Annotated in this window: 13 protein-coding genes; 7 read left to right on the top strand and 6 right to left on the bottom strand. The window is 65.1% G+C overall.

The window, feature by feature from the left end:
• Positions 1-9 precede the first annotated feature (9 nt).
• Positions 10-624, bottom strand: a complete 615-nt coding sequence (gene pncA, locus LB551_RS09290) for a bifunctional nicotinamidase/pyrazinamidase (RefSeq protein ID WP_224658975.1) — start codon at positions 622-624, stop codon at positions 10-12.
• Positions 625-958: 334 nt separating this feature from the next.
• Here pncA and LB551_RS09285 point away from each other — a divergent pair, with 334 nt between their 5' ends.
• From LB551_RS09285 to LB551_RS09260, 6 genes are read left to right on the top strand one after another with little or no spacing between them, the layout of a single operon-like run.
• On the top strand, positions 959-1,819 hold the full coding sequence (locus tag LB551_RS09285; RefSeq protein ID WP_140551605.1) for an FAD binding domain-containing protein: 861 nt from the start codon (positions 959-961) through the stop codon (positions 1,817-1,819).
• Entirely contained in the window at positions 1,816-4,641 is a 2,826-nt protein-coding gene (locus tag LB551_RS09280) for a molybdopterin-dependent oxidoreductase (protein WP_224658974.1), read from the top strand. Before LB551_RS09285 ends, LB551_RS09280 begins: the two co-directional genes overlap by 4 nt.
• Positions 4,638-6,179, top strand: a complete 1,542-nt coding sequence (locus LB551_RS09275) for a 6-hydroxynicotinate reductase (protein WP_224658973.1) — start codon at positions 4,638-4,640, stop codon at positions 6,177-6,179. The genes LB551_RS09280 and LB551_RS09275 overlap by 4 nt, the downstream gene beginning before the upstream one ends.
• A gap of 17 nt (positions 6,180-6,196) precedes the next feature.
• A complete protein-coding gene (locus tag LB551_RS09270; protein WP_224659019.1) occupies positions 6,197-7,081 on the top strand; it encodes a UPF0280 family protein in 885 nt (294 codons plus the stop codon).
• Entirely contained in the window at positions 7,074-7,658 is a 585-nt protein-coding gene (locus LB551_RS09265; RefSeq protein WP_140551607.1) for an amino acid synthesis family protein, read from the top strand. Before LB551_RS09270 ends, LB551_RS09265 begins: the two co-directional genes overlap by 8 nt.
• On the top strand, positions 7,655-8,116 hold the full coding sequence (locus tag LB551_RS09260) for a MarR family winged helix-turn-helix transcriptional regulator (protein WP_140551608.1): 462 nt from the start codon (positions 7,655-7,657) through the stop codon (positions 8,114-8,116). Before LB551_RS09265 ends, LB551_RS09260 begins: the two co-directional genes overlap by 4 nt.
• Positions 8,117-8,320: 204 nt before the next feature.
• Here LB551_RS09260 and LB551_RS09255 read toward each other — a convergent pair whose 3' ends face one another.
• Genes LB551_RS09255 through LB551_RS09245 form a run of 3 tightly spaced genes read right to left on the bottom strand, consistent with a single transcriptional unit; the run spans position 8,321 to position 12,179 of the window.
• Positions 8,321-9,289, bottom strand: coding sequence for a substrate-binding domain-containing protein (locus tag LB551_RS09255; RefSeq protein ID WP_140551609.1), 969 nt, complete (start codon positions 9,287-9,289; stop codon positions 8,321-8,323).
• The gene (locus tag LB551_RS09250) at positions 9,286-10,596 is read right to left on the bottom strand and encodes an ABC transporter permease (protein WP_140551610.1); all 1,311 of its coding nucleotides are present in this window, start codon (positions 10,594-10,596) and stop codon (positions 9,286-9,288) included. The genes LB551_RS09255 and LB551_RS09250 overlap by 4 nt, the downstream gene beginning before the upstream one ends.
• Positions 10,593-12,179, bottom strand: a complete 1,587-nt coding sequence (locus tag LB551_RS09245; RefSeq protein WP_140551774.1) for a sugar ABC transporter ATP-binding protein — start codon at positions 12,177-12,179, stop codon at positions 10,593-10,595. Before LB551_RS09245 ends, LB551_RS09250 begins: the two co-directional genes overlap by 4 nt.
• A 219-nt stretch (positions 12,180-12,398) precedes the next feature.
• Between LB551_RS09245 and LB551_RS09240 the strand changes: the two genes are divergently transcribed.
• Entirely contained in the window at positions 12,399-13,418 is a 1,020-nt protein-coding gene (locus LB551_RS09240) for a LacI family DNA-binding transcriptional regulator (RefSeq protein ID WP_140551611.1), read from the top strand.
• Positions 13,419-13,466: 48 nt separating this feature from the next.
• On the opposite strand, the gene LB551_RS09235 is transcribed toward LB551_RS09240, so the two are convergent.
• Both LB551_RS09235 and LB551_RS09230 read right to left on the bottom strand, forming a co-directional pair.
• Complete coding sequence (locus LB551_RS09235; protein ID WP_140551612.1) at positions 13,467-14,468, bottom strand: LLM class flavin-dependent oxidoreductase; 1,002 nt, start codon at positions 14,466-14,468, stop codon at positions 13,467-13,469.
• 110 nt (positions 14,469-14,578) lie between these two features.
• Complete coding sequence (locus LB551_RS09230) at positions 14,579-15,748, bottom strand: AI-2E family transporter (RefSeq protein WP_224658972.1); 1,170 nt, start codon at positions 15,746-15,748, stop codon at positions 14,579-14,581.
• Between the last annotated feature and the right edge of the window lie 58 nt (positions 15,749-15,806).

Here is a 15,806-nt window from a genome sequence, read left to right as displayed (position 1 = left end):
ACGATGCGATTAGTCCGCCGCGTGGTCTTCGAGCGTCACGCCTGCTTCGCGCATCCTCGACAGCATTGTTTCGACCGAACCGTTGAGATCGATGCCGCGGCAGGCATCGAGCCTGACCGTGGTCCTGAACCCTTGTTTGACCGCGTCGAGCGCCGAGAAGGCGACACAAAAGTCGGTCGCCAGGCCGACCAGGGTCAGCGTGTCGATGCCGCGCTCCCTGAGATAACCGGCAAGACCGGTCGGCGTCGTGTGGTCGTTCTCGAAGAAGGCCGAATAGCTGTCGATACCAGGCCGAAATCCCTTGCGGATGACGAGCTCTGCCTTGGTCCAGGCAAGACCCGAGTGAAAATCCGAGCCGAGGCTGCCCTGGATGCAATGGTCCGGCCACAGCGTCTGCTGCCCGTAGGGCATCTCGATGGTTTCGAAAGGCTGGGCGCCCGGGTGGCTGGAGGCAAAACTCGAATGACCGGCGGGGTGCCAGTCCTGCGTCAGCACGACGTGGTCGGTTCGGCGGATCAGGTCGTTGACCAGCGGCACGATCTCGTCGCCGCCGGCCACCGCCAGCGCGCCGCCAGGGCAAAAATCGTTCTGCAGGTCGATGACGACAAGCGCTTCGTCGGCCATGGGGGTTTCCTTCCTGTCGGTCTCGGGCACGGGCTCCCAGGGGGATCCCGGCGAAAGAAAGCCGCTGGCGCGACCGGACGGAGAAACTTGACCAGATGGCGGGCCGCGTCAACCATTACAGCGTCGCGCGCACACCCTCACGCGCAAAGGGTGCTGCGACGCCTTGATCTTGCGCAGAACAAATGCGCGGCACCGGCCTCCAGACGAGGTGCCCGGCAAACTCCGGCTTTGACAATTTCCGCCGACTTGATATCATTTGCATACGAATGAATTCGAGCCGGCCCGAACGCCGGCAGGTTCCCTCGGAAAGGCCCTTTTTCTGGGAAGGCAAAGCGTGATCCGTTACGCGAAACCCACCACGGTCGACGAGGCGCTCGCCCTGCTTGGCGAAGCTTCGTGGCGCATCCTTGCCGGCGGCACCGACTTCTACCCGGCGCAAGGCAGCAAGCCTTTCCGCGACAATGTGCTCGACATCAACGGGCTGGCGGCCCTGCGCGGCATCGCGGAGACCGAAACGCATTGGCGGATCGGCGCGCGCACCAGCTGGACCGACATCGTTCGCCACCCCTTGCCGCCGGCCTTCGATGCGCTGAAGGCGGCCGCGCGGGAGGTCGGTTCCGTTCAGATCCAGAATGTCGCCTCGATCGCCGGCAACCTCTGCAACGCTTCGCCGGCCGCGGATGGCGTGCCGGCGCTGCTGGTGCTCGACGCCGAGATCGAACTGCGCTCGGCGCAAGCGGTGCGCTACCTGCCGCTCGGCGAATTCATCCTCGGCAATCGCCGCACGGACCTGCGGCCCGGCGAGATGGTCATCGCCATCCGCGTGCCGAAAACGGCCGGCACGGGTATGTCGGCTTTCGTCAAGCTCGGCGCGCGGCGCTATCTCGTCATCTCCATCGCCATGGCGGCGGCACGCCTGGTGGTGCAGGACGGCGTCGTCACGCAAGCGGCGGTCGCCGTCGGTTCCTGCTCGGCTGTCGCAAAGCGGCTCGGCGGGGTCGAGGCGGCCCTGCGCGGACTGGCGGCGGATGATGGACTGGCCGCCGCGGTGCTGACCGCGCCGATGGACGAGTTGTCGCCGATCGGCGACGTGCGCGGCAGCGCCGAATACCGGCAGGACGCGGCGCGCGAAATCGTGGCCCGCGCCGTGCTTGCGGCTGCCGGGCCGGTGAGCGGCGACAGGGTGGCGGCATGAACAAAGCTCAGCCTGACATCAGCCTGGGTCGATCCCGCGGAACCCGATCCGACAGTGACGCGGGTCAGCCCAGCCTGGCGCGCGCCGAGATCGCCTTCGCGGTCAATGGCGCCGCCGTCTCGATCAACGTGCCGCCGCTGCGCCGGCTGTCCTCGGTGCTGCGCGAGGAATTGCTGCTGACCGGGACCAAGGTCGGCTGCGACGCCGGCGACTGCGGCGCCTGCACGGTGCTGGTCGATGGCGATCCGGTTTGCGCCTGCCTGATGCCGGCGGCATCGGCCGCCGGGGCGTCGGTGACGACGGTCGAAGGCCTAGCCAATGGCCGGCTGTCGGCGCTGCAGGCCTCGTTCCTGGCCCATGGCGCTGCGCAGTGCGGCATCTGCACGCCTGGCCTGCTGGTGGCCGCGACGGCCCTGCTGGAGAAGAAAGCCAGCCCGAGCGAGATCGAGGTTCAGGACGCGCTGGGCGGTATTTTGTGCCGCTGCACCGGATACCGCAAGATCGTCGCGGCGGTGATGGAGGCCTCCGGCCAGGCTGCAAGCCTGGATTACCGTCTGCCTCGGTCCGGCCACGCCATTGGCTCCTCCCCGATCCGGCTCGATGGTGTGCCGAAGGTGACGGGGGGTGAGAAATTCGGGGGCGATTCCTTCCCCGCCGATGCGCTTTCCGTGCTGGTGGTCCGCTCGCCGCACTACCATGCCACCTTCGCCTTCGGCGACCTCGATGGCTGGGCAAAAGCGCATCCCGGCATCGCCGGCGTCTTCACGGCCGCCTATATCCCGGGAAAGAACTGTTTTGGCGTGATCGGTCCGTTCGCCGACCAGCCGGTTCTCGCCGAAGGCAGCGCGCGGTTTCGCGGCGAGGCGGTGGCCGTGGTGGCCGGCGAGCGCGAGGCGATGCTCGATCTGGATTTGTCGGATTTCCCGATCCGCTGGACCGAATTGCCGCACCTGTCGCAGCCTTGCGAAGCACGGGCCGAAGGCGCGGCACTGATCCATGCGAACCGTCCGGGAAATCTTCTGACCAAGGGCTTCGTCGAACGCGGCGATCCCGAGGCGGCGCTTGGCGATGCCGCCGTCACGGTGACCGGCGCGATCGAGACGTCCTATGTCGAGCATGCGTATATCGAGCCGGAAGCCGGCCATGCCTATATGGATGGCGACACGCTGGTCATCGTCGCCTGCACGCAGGCACCCTATATGGACCGCGACGAGACGGCGAAGGTGCTGGGCCTGCCCGTCGACAAGGTGCGCATCGTGCCGACCGCGACCGGCGGCGGTTTTGGCTCGAAACTCGACGTGTCGCTGCAACCTCTGATCGGCCTGGTGGCCATGAGGACCGGGCGGCCGGCGGCACTTGCCTACACCCGCAACGAATCGATGATGTCGACCACCAAGCGCCATCCGGCGCAGATGCAAGCGACCATCGGCGCCGATGCCGAGGGTCATGTCACCGGCATGATTTTTTCGGGCGATTTCAACACCGGCGCCTATGCCAGCTGGGGACCGACGGTTGCCAACCGCGTGCCGGTGCATGCCTCCGGTCCCTATGCGACGCCGAACTATCGCGCCGAGGGCCGCGCCATCCATACAAATGGACCGATTTCCGGCGCCTTTCGCGGCTTCGGCGTGCCGCAGGCGACAATCATGCAGGAGACGCTGTATGACGAGCTGGCTGATAAGCTCGGGATTGACCGACTCGATTTTCGCTTGAAGAACTGCCTTCGGAACGGCTCCGAAACGGTTACAGGACAGCTTCTGGAGTCCGGCGTCGGCATTGCCGAGTGCCTCGATGCCCTGCGGCCGCATTGGTCGCGTGCAACGGCTGACGCGGATGCCTTCAACAGTGCCAGCGCGGATAAAAAGCGCGGCGTCGGCATCGCCTCCTGCTGGTATGGCTGCGGCAACACCTCGCTGCCCAATCCGTCGACCATCCGGGTTGGCATTGCGGCGTCAGGCGAGATCATCCTGCACCAGGGCGCCGTCGACATCGGCCAGGGCTCCAACACCGTCATCCCGCAAATCTGCGCCGACGCTCTCGGCCTGCCATTGGAAAAATTCCGGCTCAAGGGCGCCGATACCGCGATCACTCCCGATGCCGGCAAGACCTCGGCCTCGCGCCAGACCTTCGTCACCGGCAGGGCGGCCGAGAAGGCCGGCCGTGCCTTGCGCGATGAGATCCTGCGTTTTGCCAATGTCTCGCAAAAGGCGTCGCTTCAACTCGACGGCCCGGCAATCGTCATCCGCGAGGGCGAGGCGACCCGCCGCATCGATCTTGGCTCGCTCGATGAGGATGGAGACGGCTTCGTCTTCCGCGCCGAGGAGACCTACGATCCGCCGACCTTGCCGCTCGACGCCAAGGGCCAGGGCAAGCCCTATGCGGTCTATGGTTACGGCGCGCAGATCGTCGAGCTCGAAGTCGACCTCAAGCTCGGCGCGGTGAAGCTGGTCAAGATCACCGCCGCGCATGACGTCGGCAAGGCGATCAACCCGCTGCTGGTCGAGGGCCAGATCGAGGGCGGCATCGCGCAAGGCATCGGCATGGCGCTGATGGAAGAGTATATTCCCGGCCGCACAGAGAATTTACACGATTATCTCATCCCGACCATCGGCGACGTGCCGCCGATCGAGACGATATTGATCGAGGTGCCAGACCCGGAAGGGCCATTCGGCGCCAAGGGCCTGGGTGAACATGTGCTGATCCCGACGGCGCCGGCGATCCTCAACGCCATCCGCCATGCGACCGGTATTGCGATCACCAAAGTTCCGGCGACGCCGACTCGCATCCGCGCCGCCATCCGCGAGAGGGAGGCATGCCGATGAGCGAGCTTGCCGAACGCTTCGAAACCCATGATCCCGGCGAGAAGCTGGTGGCGGAGAAGATCCGCTGCGATGCCTGCCCTGTCATGTGCTACATCGCCGATGGCCGCACCGGCGCCTGCGACCGCTACGGCAATGCCGGCGGCCGCATTGTGCGCATGGACCCGCTGACCATTCTCGATCATACCGCCGAGATCGGCGCCGCTGTCGTGCCCTTCGTGGCGGAGGGCGAGACCTGGGATGGCGAACTGGTCAACACCGGACGCCGCTTCGTCACGGCGATCGGCGCCGGAACCACCTATCCCGACTACAAGCCGGCGCCCTTCATCGTCAGCCAGCAGGTCGAGGGCGTCGATCTCGTCACGGTGGTCACCGAAGGCATCTTCTCCTATTGCGGCGTCAAGGTGAAGATCGACACCGACCGTCATATCGGACCCGAAACAGCTGTCGTACGCTCGCAAGGGGAGGCGATCGGCCATGTCACGACGGGCGAATATGGCTCGCAGATGCTGTCGCTGGGCGGCGTGCATCATCTGACCGGTGGCTCCAAGGCTGAAGGCCGCGCCACCTGCGATGCGCTGCTCGACCTGTGCAACCGCAAGCCGGTTGAACTGACCATCGACGGCGGCGCGACCGTCATCATCGAAGCCGGAAAGCCCCCGATCATCGACGGCAAGCAGGAGCACCGCATGCGGGTCGGCTGCGGCTCGGCGACCATCGGCATGTTCGCCACGCAATGGCGCGGGCTGGTCGACGAGGTGGTGGTGGTCGACGACCACATCACCGGCGTCGTCTCGGAGCATCAGGCCGGCAAGGTGCTGGGCTGGCAGGACACGGGGATAAAGATCATCGGCCGCCGCTCGACCCCCGGACGCTATTTCAAGGTGTCCGAGCCTGGCCTCGGCTGGGGCGGCACCAGCATATCCGACCCGCTGTCGATCCTGGGCGAATGGAACGCCAAGAAGGGCGCGCGGCCGGGCCTGTCGCTGCTGATGGTTTCGACCACCGGCGAACAGTTCGCCTATTACGAGCTCGATGACCAGTTGAAGCCGGTCGAAAAACCTTTTCCCGAGCGGTTGCAGAAATCCGTGGGACTGATCGAGGACAATTGCGAACCGGCACTGTGCACCGTGCTGTTCATCGGCGGCGCCGGCGGCTCGCTGCGCGCCGGCGTCACCGAGAATCCCGTCAACCTGACGCGTTCTGTGCAGGGCCTGACCACCTATGTGACGGTCGGCGGTGCGCCGGTCTATGTCTGGCCGGGCGGCGGCATCACGCTGATGGTGGATGTGATGCGTGTGCCGGAAGGCGCCTTCGGCTACGTGCCGACGCCGGCGCTGGTGGCGCCGATCGAATTCACGCTGCGCCGCGACGATTATGTCCGGCTCGGCGGTTACGAGGCCGAGATCCGCAGCGTCGAGGACGTCATCGCCAAGGGTGGCGAGTATCTGAACGCGCGCCGGGGCGACGGTGCGCCGGCCCGCAACCCATGGCCGCCGCTGGCGCAGTTAAGGCGCGCCGCGTCGAACGGAGCCGGATGATGTCAGGCTCGCAAGCGATGCCCGGCCCGCAGGCGCATTGGCTCGGGGATGGCAAGCGGCTGCACCTCAACCACGGGCCGATCGACCTGGTCGTCGAGGTCTTCGGCGAGGCGGATGAGCGTCGCGCCGCCTACGCGCAGGCCGTCGCGCGTTTCCAGACGATCCTGACTGAGTTGGTCGAGGAGCTTCCCGAATTGCGCCTCCCGGCATTTTTCCTGGCGCCGCGCAGCTTCGCCGGCCCGACGGCGCGCCGCATGGAGGCAGCCGTCATGCCGTTGGCGGAATGCTTCATCACACCGATGGCTGCTGTTGCCGGATCGGTAGCCGACGAAGTGCTTGCCGCGCTGCTCGTCGGTCGCAAGCTGGATCGCGCCTATGTCAACAATGGTGGCGATAGCGCCCTCCATCTTGCCAAGGGCACATCGATCGGCCTGATCATTGCCGGCACCGGCAACGGCATGGCCGACCGGATCACGATCCGCGCGGAAGATGGGGTGCGCGGTGTCGCCACCAGCGGCTGGCGCGGCCGTTCGTTTTCCCTGGGCATTGCAGACGCCGTCACCGTGCTGGCACGGACCGGTGCCGAAGCCGATGCGGCGGCGACGCTCATCGCCAACGCAGTGGATCTGCCCGGCAATCCTGCGATCAAGCGCATTCCCGCACTCGACCTGTCGCCCGACAGCGATCTGGGCTCGCGGCTGGTGACGCAAGGCGTCGGTCCGCTTGCCCCTGGCGAGGTGGCGCGCGCACTGGACAATGGCCTTGCCGTCGCCGAAGATTTTCGCCGGCGCGGCCTAATTGCCGGATCGGCGCTGTTTCTCGGTGGCGAGGCCCGCATCAGCGGCTCCGTTGCACTCGCTGCGCCCAACAAGCACGAACTGGAGGAAGTTGCCCATGCCTGAGTTTCCGGTCCGCAAGATCGCGGTTGTGACCGAAGAGATCTTTCATGAAGGCGGGCCGGTGGCCAAGGTGCCGCGCCGTCGCGCTGCCGCTCTCGCCGTTGTCAAGAACCCGTTCGCCGGGCGCTATGTCGAGGAGTTGCAGAGCGCCATGGACGATCTGAAGCCGCTCGGGCTGATGCTGGCCGACCGGCTGATCGCGGCATTGGGTGGCGACGTGAAGCAGATCGACGGTTATGGCAAAGGCGCCATCGTCGGCACATCGGGCGAACTCGAGCATGGCGCGCTTTGGCATGTGCCGGGCGGCTACGCGATGCGCGAACGGCTCGGCGACGCCAAGGCGATCGTGCCGTCGGCGAAAAAGGTCGGCGCGTTCGGTTCGCGGCTGGACGTGCCGCTCGGCCACATCAACGCCGCCTATGTGCGCAGCCATTTCGACGCCATGGAAGTCGGCGTCAGCGACGGCCCGCGTTCCGACGAGATCCTGTTCTGCCTCGCCATGACCTGCGGCCCGCGCATCCATAATCGCATGGGTGGGCTCGCGGCCGACGACATCAAGGCCTGGGACGGGCTGCGGTGAGCGGCGAGGACAATCTGCTGAAGCTGGTCGAGGCCGAAGAGGCCGAGGATCAGGACTACCACCTGCAGGAGCAGGTCGGCTTCATCCTGCGCAAGGCGCACCAGCGCCACGTCTCGATCTTCGCCGCGCGTATCGGCGACCTGACGCCGCCGCAATTCGCGGCACTGGCCAAGCTGCGCGACGTCGGCGAGACTTCGCAGAACCAGCTCGGCACGCTGATTGCAATGGACGCGGCGACGGTCAAGGGCGTCATCGACCGGCTGAAGGCGCGCGGCCTCGTCGAACTTTCCAAGCACGAAGGCGACAAGAGGCGGCTGCTGGTCAATTTGACCGCCGAAGGACGCGAGGCGATCGAACGCCTGATCCCGCTGGCGCGCGAGATTACGGAGGAAACCTTGGCACCGCTCACGGCCAAGGAGATCGCCACCTTCATGAAGCTGCTGGCGAAATTGGCGTAGGGCCGGCGGCGAGGTCCTTTCCTCTCCCTCCGGACGGGAACCACCTGGCCCGCCGCCGACGGATATTGAAAGGGGCCAGAGCGCGCGCCACGCGTCGACCCCCCACACCGTCGAGCTGCGCTCGACGCCTCTCCCCCGATCGACGGGGGAGAGGAAGGGCCGAAGAACCTGGACCTTGGGCCGACGCTTATCTCCGGCGAAAACTCACAGGCCGTTGTCCTTCAGCACCTGGGCGGCGTTTTCCTTGGTGATCTTCTGCGTCGGCAAGGTGATGGTCTTTTCGACCTTCTCGCCGTTGAGGAACTTGATCGCCTGCCGAAGGCCCTCGGCGCCCGGGGTGACATAGGTGAAGGTCGCCGTCAGCTCGCCCTTGTTCACCATCTGCACGCCTTCATTCGGCAGGCCGTCGATGCCGATGAACTTGATGTCCTTCTCGCGGCCGACATCCTTGGCGGCGAGATAGGCGCCATAGGCCATCGGGTCGTTGTGGCCGTAGACGAGATCGATCTTCTCGTTGCTCTTCAGCGCGTTGGCCATCAGATTATAAGCCTGGTCCTGCTTCCAGTCGCCCGACTGCTGGTCGAGCAGGTACTTGATGCCCGGCTCCTTGTCGGTGAACTCATGGAAGCCGTCATGGCGGTCATGCGCCGGCTGGGTGCCCATGCCGCCCCAGATCTCGACGACATTGCCCGATGCCTTGCCCTTGCCGCCGAGCAGCTCGACGGCATATTCGCCGGCCGCGCGGCCGATCAGCTTGTTGTCGCCGCCGACGAACTGGGTGTAGTCCTTGGTGTCGACATTGCGGTCGAGCACGAAGACCGGGATCTTGGCGTCGATCGCCTGCTGCACGACGCCGGTCAGGCCGGCCGATTCCTTCGGCGACACCAAGAGCGCATCGACCTCCTGGCGGATGAGGTTCTCGACATCGGCGACCTGCTTCTCGGTCTTGTCCTCGCCGTCGGTGATAATCAGTTCGACCTCGGGATGCTTGGCGGCCTCGGCCAGTATGTCCTTGTTGAACTGCGCGCGCCAAGGCTCGATGGTGGTCACCTGCGAGAAGCCGATCTTCCACTTCTTGTCCTGGGCCAAGGCGTGGCCGGTGGAGAGCAGCGCGGTGGTGGTCAGCAATGCCGCGCCAAGGGCGGCAAGCTTCAGCGTGTCACGTCGTTTCATTTCTTGTTTCCTCCGAGATTGAGAGACCGGGTCTCTTGCGACGGCCGTTTTGCCGCGGCCGTTTCCTTGTGCGCCGCTCCGGGCAGGCGCAGATAGGCTAGGAGATCACCGGCATTGCGCTCCTGCACGAGCACCGTGCCGATGATGATCATCCCTTTCAGCACCAGCTGAAGGTTCGAATTGATGTTGTGGAGCTGCAATATGTTGGACAGCAGCCCGAAGATCAGCACGCCGCAGAAGGTCCCGGTGAGGCTGCCTCGCCCACCCATCAGGCTGGTGCCGCCGATGACCACGGCGGCGATGGCGTCGAGCTCCAGGCCGGCGCCGGCATCGGGCTTGCCTTGCCGGTACTGAGCGACATAGAGCACCGCGGCAATGCCGGCGAGCAGGCCCGAAACGGCGTAGGTGACGATCTTGACCCGGCCGGCGGCGATGCCGGAAAGCCTGGCCGCCTCCTCGTTGCCGCCGATGGCGTAGACATAGCGGCCGAAGGGCGTGAAGCGCAGCACCGCGCCATAGATCAGGATGGCGCCGAGGAAGAACAGGCCGGGCATCGGGACGACGCCGAACACCATCGAGCGCAGCAGCTCGAAATCCTCGGTGGCGTTCGAGCCGGTATAGACCGGCAGCACGGCATTGTTCTGGCCGGCGGTCAGCCGGGCGATGCCCAACGCCGTCACCATCATCGCCAGGGTGACGATGAAGGGCTGCAGCCGCCCGGCAACGATGATGAAGCCGTTGAGCGCACCGAACAGCAGGCCCACGCATGGCGCGACCAGCAGCACGCCGAGGACGCCGAATTTGGGCTCGACCTGCGGCAGCAGGTACCACAGGGAAAGACAGCACAGGACCACGCCGACGATTGCCGGCGTGACCAGGCCGCGGGCGCGGTCCAGCCTTGCGTCGCGCGAGGCATCGGCGCCGGCGCGCGACTTTTCGAGATTGAGGAAGACGAAGCGGGTGACGATGAAGCCGAGACAGAGCGCCACCAAGGCGACGGTGGGCACGCCAAGCACCACTCCCGGCGTCACGCCCGGAACCGTCAGCAGCATGGCACAGACCACCGAACAGATGGCCATCAGCGAACCGACGGAAAGATCGATGCCGCCGGTGATGATCACCGCGGTCATGCCGGTGGCGATCAGGCCGGTGGTCGACACCTGGCGCAGCACGTCGAGCAGATTACCGTAGGACAGGAAGATGTTGTTGCCCTTGGAGCTGACCGGCGAGCCCAGCACGCCGATCAGGAAGATGGCGATCAGGCCCCAATAGAGCTTGGTGCGGGACAGGAGTTTCAAGGCGGTCATGCGGCAGGTCTCGAAATCGTGCGACGCGGTGCTGCGAGACGCATGATGGCCTCCTCGCTCGCCGCATCGCGGGAAAGGATGCCGGTCTGGCGGCCATCGGCCATCACCAGGATGCGGTCGGAGAGGTGCAGCAGTTCAGGCAATTCGGAGCTGATGACGGCAATGGCCAGCCCGTCGCGCGCAAGCTTGAAGATGAGGTCGTAGATTTCGCGCTTGGCGCCGACGTCGATGCCGCGCGTCGGCTCGTCGAGAAGGAGCACGCGCGGCCGTGTCGCCAGCCATTTGCCGATGACGACCTTCTGCTGGTTGCCGCCCGACAGCGTGCCGGCTGGCTGATCGATGTCCTCGCAGCGTATGCCGAGCGCCCGGACCGCGTGGCGCGCCAGCCCCTGTTCGCCGGCCAGCGAACGGATGCCGAAGCGCGCCAGCGATCCGACCAGCGGCAACGCGACGTTGTCTGTAATGGAGGCCTGGAGATGCAGGCCTTGCGTCTTGCGATCCTCGGTCACCAGCGCAATGCCGAGGCGCCTGGCATCGCGCGGCGAGCGGATCTCGACCGGCGAGCCGCCGAGCCGGATCTCGCCGCCGGTGCGGCCATCGCTCGAGCCGAAGATCGCCTCCAGGATCTCGGTGCGCCCTGAACCCAGCAGCCCGCCAATGCCAAGGATCTCGCCTTCGGCGAGTTCGAAGCTGACGCCGTCGATCACGGTGCACCAGCCATGGGCGTCGGGTTTCGTCAGCGACAGGTTCTCGACGGAAAGCACGACTTCGCCGCCGGAACGGCGCTCCTCTTCCGAGGAGGCCAGCAGATCGCGCCCGACCATCGCCGAAATGATGGCGTTCTCGTCGAGCTCGCCCATCGGCCGCGTCAGCACGTGGCGTCCGTCGCGAAACACGGTGACCCTGCCCGCCAGGTGCATGACCTCGTCGATGCGATGCGAGATGTAGACGATGGCGACGCCGCTGTCGGCAAGCTGGCGGATGATGCGGAACAGCCTCTGGCATTCGGCTGGAGAGAGCGCCGATGTCGGCTCGTCCATGATCAGGATGCGCGCCGACATCGACAGCGCCTTGGCGATCTCGACCAGTTGCTGTTCGCCGACGCGCAAGGTGCCGACACGGGCTTCCGGGTCGAGCTCGATGCCCAGCCGCTGCAGAAGGGCGCTTGCGGCGCGGCTGCTCGCCTTGCGGTCGACGATCAGCCCGGCGATCAGCTTCTCGCGCCCGAGAAAGATGTTGTCGGCGACGCTGAGTTCGGGAACTAGGTTGAGCTCCTGGTGGATGATGGCAATGCCGGCGGCCTCGGCGTCGCGCACGCCGGCGAAATTCGCGGCCACGCCGTCGACGCGAACCGTGCCTTCATAACCCGTGTAGACACCGGAAAGGATTTTCATCAGCGTCGACTTGCCGGCGCCGTTCTCACCCATTAAGGCATGGACTTCGCCGCGCCGCAGCTCGAAACCGACATCGACCAAGGCGGCAATGCCGCCGAAGCTCTTGGAAACGCGTTCGGCGCTCAGGACGACATCCGAACGGTCCGCCGCCGCAACATCCCCACGAGCGATGGAATTTCCCTGCTCCATGACAAAGGCGGCCTCCCTTCCGTCGTCGTCTGACCTCATGAACGCTATTCTAAACGTTTCGATCCTGTCAAGCTTCTATCTGGTCACGCAGGATTGCCTCATTTCAATTCTTGCGAAAAACCGCGATATTCCGTAGGTATGAGGCATCGAGAGGCGGCGAAACGTTTCGAAATGGCAAGGTCAAGGCAGACAAGGCAGCGAAAATCGACGGCGCCGACCATGCTTCACGTGGCCGAAGCGGCGCGCGTGTCGGTCGCCACGGTCTCGGCGCTGATCAACGGCACGGCGACGGTCAGCCCGGAGCTCAGCCAGCGCATCGAGCAGGCGATCCGCGATATCGGCTACAAGCGCAATGCGATCGCCCGCAGCCTGAAAATGGGCACCACGCGCACCATTGGATTGACTGTCCCGCACATCACCAATCCTTTCTTCACCGATGTCGTGTCAGTCATCCAGCAGGCCTTCGACCGCGCCGGCTATGCGGTCATGCTGTGCTGCACGGACGAGGACCTCAACACCCAGGACGACCAGATCAGGCTGCTGCTCGACCGCATGGTCGACGGGCTGATCGTGGCGCGCGTCGGCGATGGGACGATCCTCAAGCGCATCGTCGACGACGCCAACGTGCCGGTCGTCCTGCTTGACCGCATCTGTGACGGTGTCGACACGGATGCCGTGGTGCTCGACAACCAGCGCGCCGTGTTCGACGCCATCACCTACCTGATCCATCTCGGGCACCGGCGCATCGGCTACATCACCGGAACGTCGGATATTTCACCGATGCATGATCGCATGGCGGGATATCGCGAAGCGCTTCAGGCAGCCGGTCTGCCGGTGGCCGAAGAGTTGGTGCGTTCCGGCAATTTTCATGAGATCGACGGCTATAACGCGGCCATGCAGCTGTTGTCGCTGCACGACAGGCCGAGCGCGATCTTCTCCGCCAACAATCCGATGGTGATCGGCACCATGAAGGCGATCCGTGATATCGGCCTGTCCTGCCCGGAAGATGTTTCGATCGCCTGTTTCGACGATTTTCCGTGGTCGGATGTGTTTGTCCCGCAACTGACCACGGTGGCGCAGCCGGTGCAGGCGATCGGCGAACAGGCGGCCAATTTGCTGCTCGACCGCCTTGCCGGAAATCGCGACGCGCCGCCGCGCAAGCTGGTGCTCAAGGGCCGGCTGATGATCCGTAATTCATGCCGACCGCTGGGAACGGTGGCGCAGAGCGTGAGTGCGTAGAGCGGTTCAGTCGTTGAATCGCTATCGGCAAGCGCCGAGCTGGAAATCTCACGCTGCTTGCGACAGCGATTTGTGGGCGTCAGCCAGGATTTCGAAGGACCTCACCCGAGCCGCATGGTCGAATATCTGCGCGGTGACCATCAATTCATCGGCGCCGGTGCGGCGAACGAAGGCGTCGATGCCTTGCCGCACCGTTTCCGGCGAGCCGACCACGGCGCAGGACAGCGCCTGGCCGAGCATGGACTTGGCCATCGGATCGAGATCGCGGTCATAGTTCTCGACCGGTGGTGGCAATTTTCCGGGGCGCCCGGTGCGCAAATTGACGAAGGCCTGCTGCAGCGAGGTGAACAGCAGCCGCGCCTCCTCGTCGGTGGGCGCGGCAAAGACGTTGAGGCCGAGCATGACATAGGGCTTGTCGAGCTGTTCCGACGGCTGGAAACGCGAGCGGTAGATGTCCAGCGCATGGTCTAGCTCGGCCGGCGCGAAATGCGAGGCAAAGGCGTAGGGCAGGCCGAGCATGGCGGCAAGCTGGGCGCCATACAGGCTGGAGCCGAGAATCCAGACCGGCACGGTCTGGCCTTCGCCCGGCACGGCGCGCAGGCGCTGGCCTTCTTCCGCCGGCAGGAAATAGCCCATCAGCTCGACGACGTCCTGCGGGAAATTGTCGGCGCCGGCCTCGAGATTGCGGCGCAAGGCGCGCGCCGTGTTCATGTCCGTACCGGGCGCCCTGCCGAGGCCGAGATCGATGCGGCCGGGGAACAAGGCGGCCAGCGTGCCGAACTGCTCGGCGATGACCAGCGGCGAGTGATTGGGCAGCATGATGCCGCCGGCGCCGACGCGAATGGTCTTGGTGCCGCCCGCGACATGGGCGATGACGACCGAGGTGGCGGCACTGGCGATGCCGGGCATGTTGTGATGCTCGGCCAGCCAATAGCGCTTGTAGCCCAGCCGCTCGGCATGGCGGGCAAGATCAAGCGAATTGGCCAGCGACTGCGAGGCATCGCTGCCTTCGACGATCGGCGACAGGTCGAGGACGGAAAGTTCGGTCATAGACGACATCCTTTGAGGAAATCGGATGTAGGAAGTGCCGGCCTGGGTCGCAAATTCAAATTCTTGAACCTGACTTTTCGCAACGGCGAGCATGCCGGGCCTGGAGTAGCTTACCCTTTCGCGTTTGCCGGCGCCGGGCCCTCCTCGTCCTCGAGAGTGATGGTATGCTGAGCGGCGAGAAAATTGCCGACAGGGCTGAGCCCGTCGAAGTGATCGCAGAAGACCTTGACGACGACCAGCAGCGGCACCGCCATCAGCGCACCGACAAAGCCCCACAGCCATGACCAGAAGGCAATGGCGATGAAGATCGCCACGGCGTTGATCTCGAGCCGCCGGCCGACAACCATCGGCGTCACGAATTGGCCTTCGACGACGTCGCACAAAATCAGGAAGGCAGGCGCCAGCAACGCATAGGAGATCGTGTCGAAGCTGATCAGCGCGATGATCGTGACCACGATGAGCGTGATCATCGCCCCGACATAGGGCAGGAAATTGAGCAGAGCGGCCGTGGCGCCCCAGACGAACGGATTGGGCATGCCGAGCGCCCACAGGCCAAGGCCGATGACCGTGCCGAGACCGATATTGATGATGGTGACGGTGAGCAGATAGTGCGAGATTTCCTGCTCCACGTCGTAAACGACACGCAGCGCCCGCTTCTTCTCGGTGAGGCTGGCGAAGGACTGGATGATCTTTTCGTAGAACATCGTGCCCGAAGCGAGCAGGAACAGTGACAGCACGAAGATGATGGTCAGGCTTGTTCCCGCCGAGAGAATGTTCGAGGCCGCCGACGACAGGAAGCCAGACTGGGCTACCGCTACTTTCTGTATGCCCGGCTCCTGCGACGTCTCGGTGAGGCCTTCGATCTGATGTGTAACCTCCATGATCCTCTCGAGCGGAGGCCGCAAATGCGCCAGCCGCTCGGTCAACCGCTGGCCGATCGACGAGGTGTTGTTGATGAGATCGATCACCGGGCCGCTCAGCAGGTAGCCGGCGCTGGCGAAGAGGCAGAGGGACAGAAGCACCAGAAGCGTCGCCGAAATCACCTCGGGGATGCCGCGCTTGCGCAGAAGCCTGACGATCGGCGTCAGCGTCAATGCCAGCAGAAAAGCCAGTATGACCGGCATGAAGAAGGCACGGGCGAAATAGAGCGCATAGACGGCCATGAAAATGAAGATGCCGACGAGCAGCGAGCGTATCAGATGGGTGTCGGCGCGGGCGACGATGCGCGCCTCTTCTGCTTCGGCAACGCCCGCGACCGAAGCGGTGGGGTCAGCTTTCATCACGGTCCCTCGGCGGCGCACCGCAATAGGCGCAACCGCTGACGAAAACGCCCCTGCC

It is taken from the genome of Mesorhizobium sp. BR1-1-2, from assembly GCF_020165435.1.
Taxonomy (GTDB): Bacteria; Pseudomonadota; Alphaproteobacteria; order Rhizobiales; family Rhizobiaceae; genus Mesorhizobium.
The sequence above is the reverse complement of the archived record's forward strand: the minus strand, read 5'-3'. Positions and strand labels throughout refer to the sequence as shown.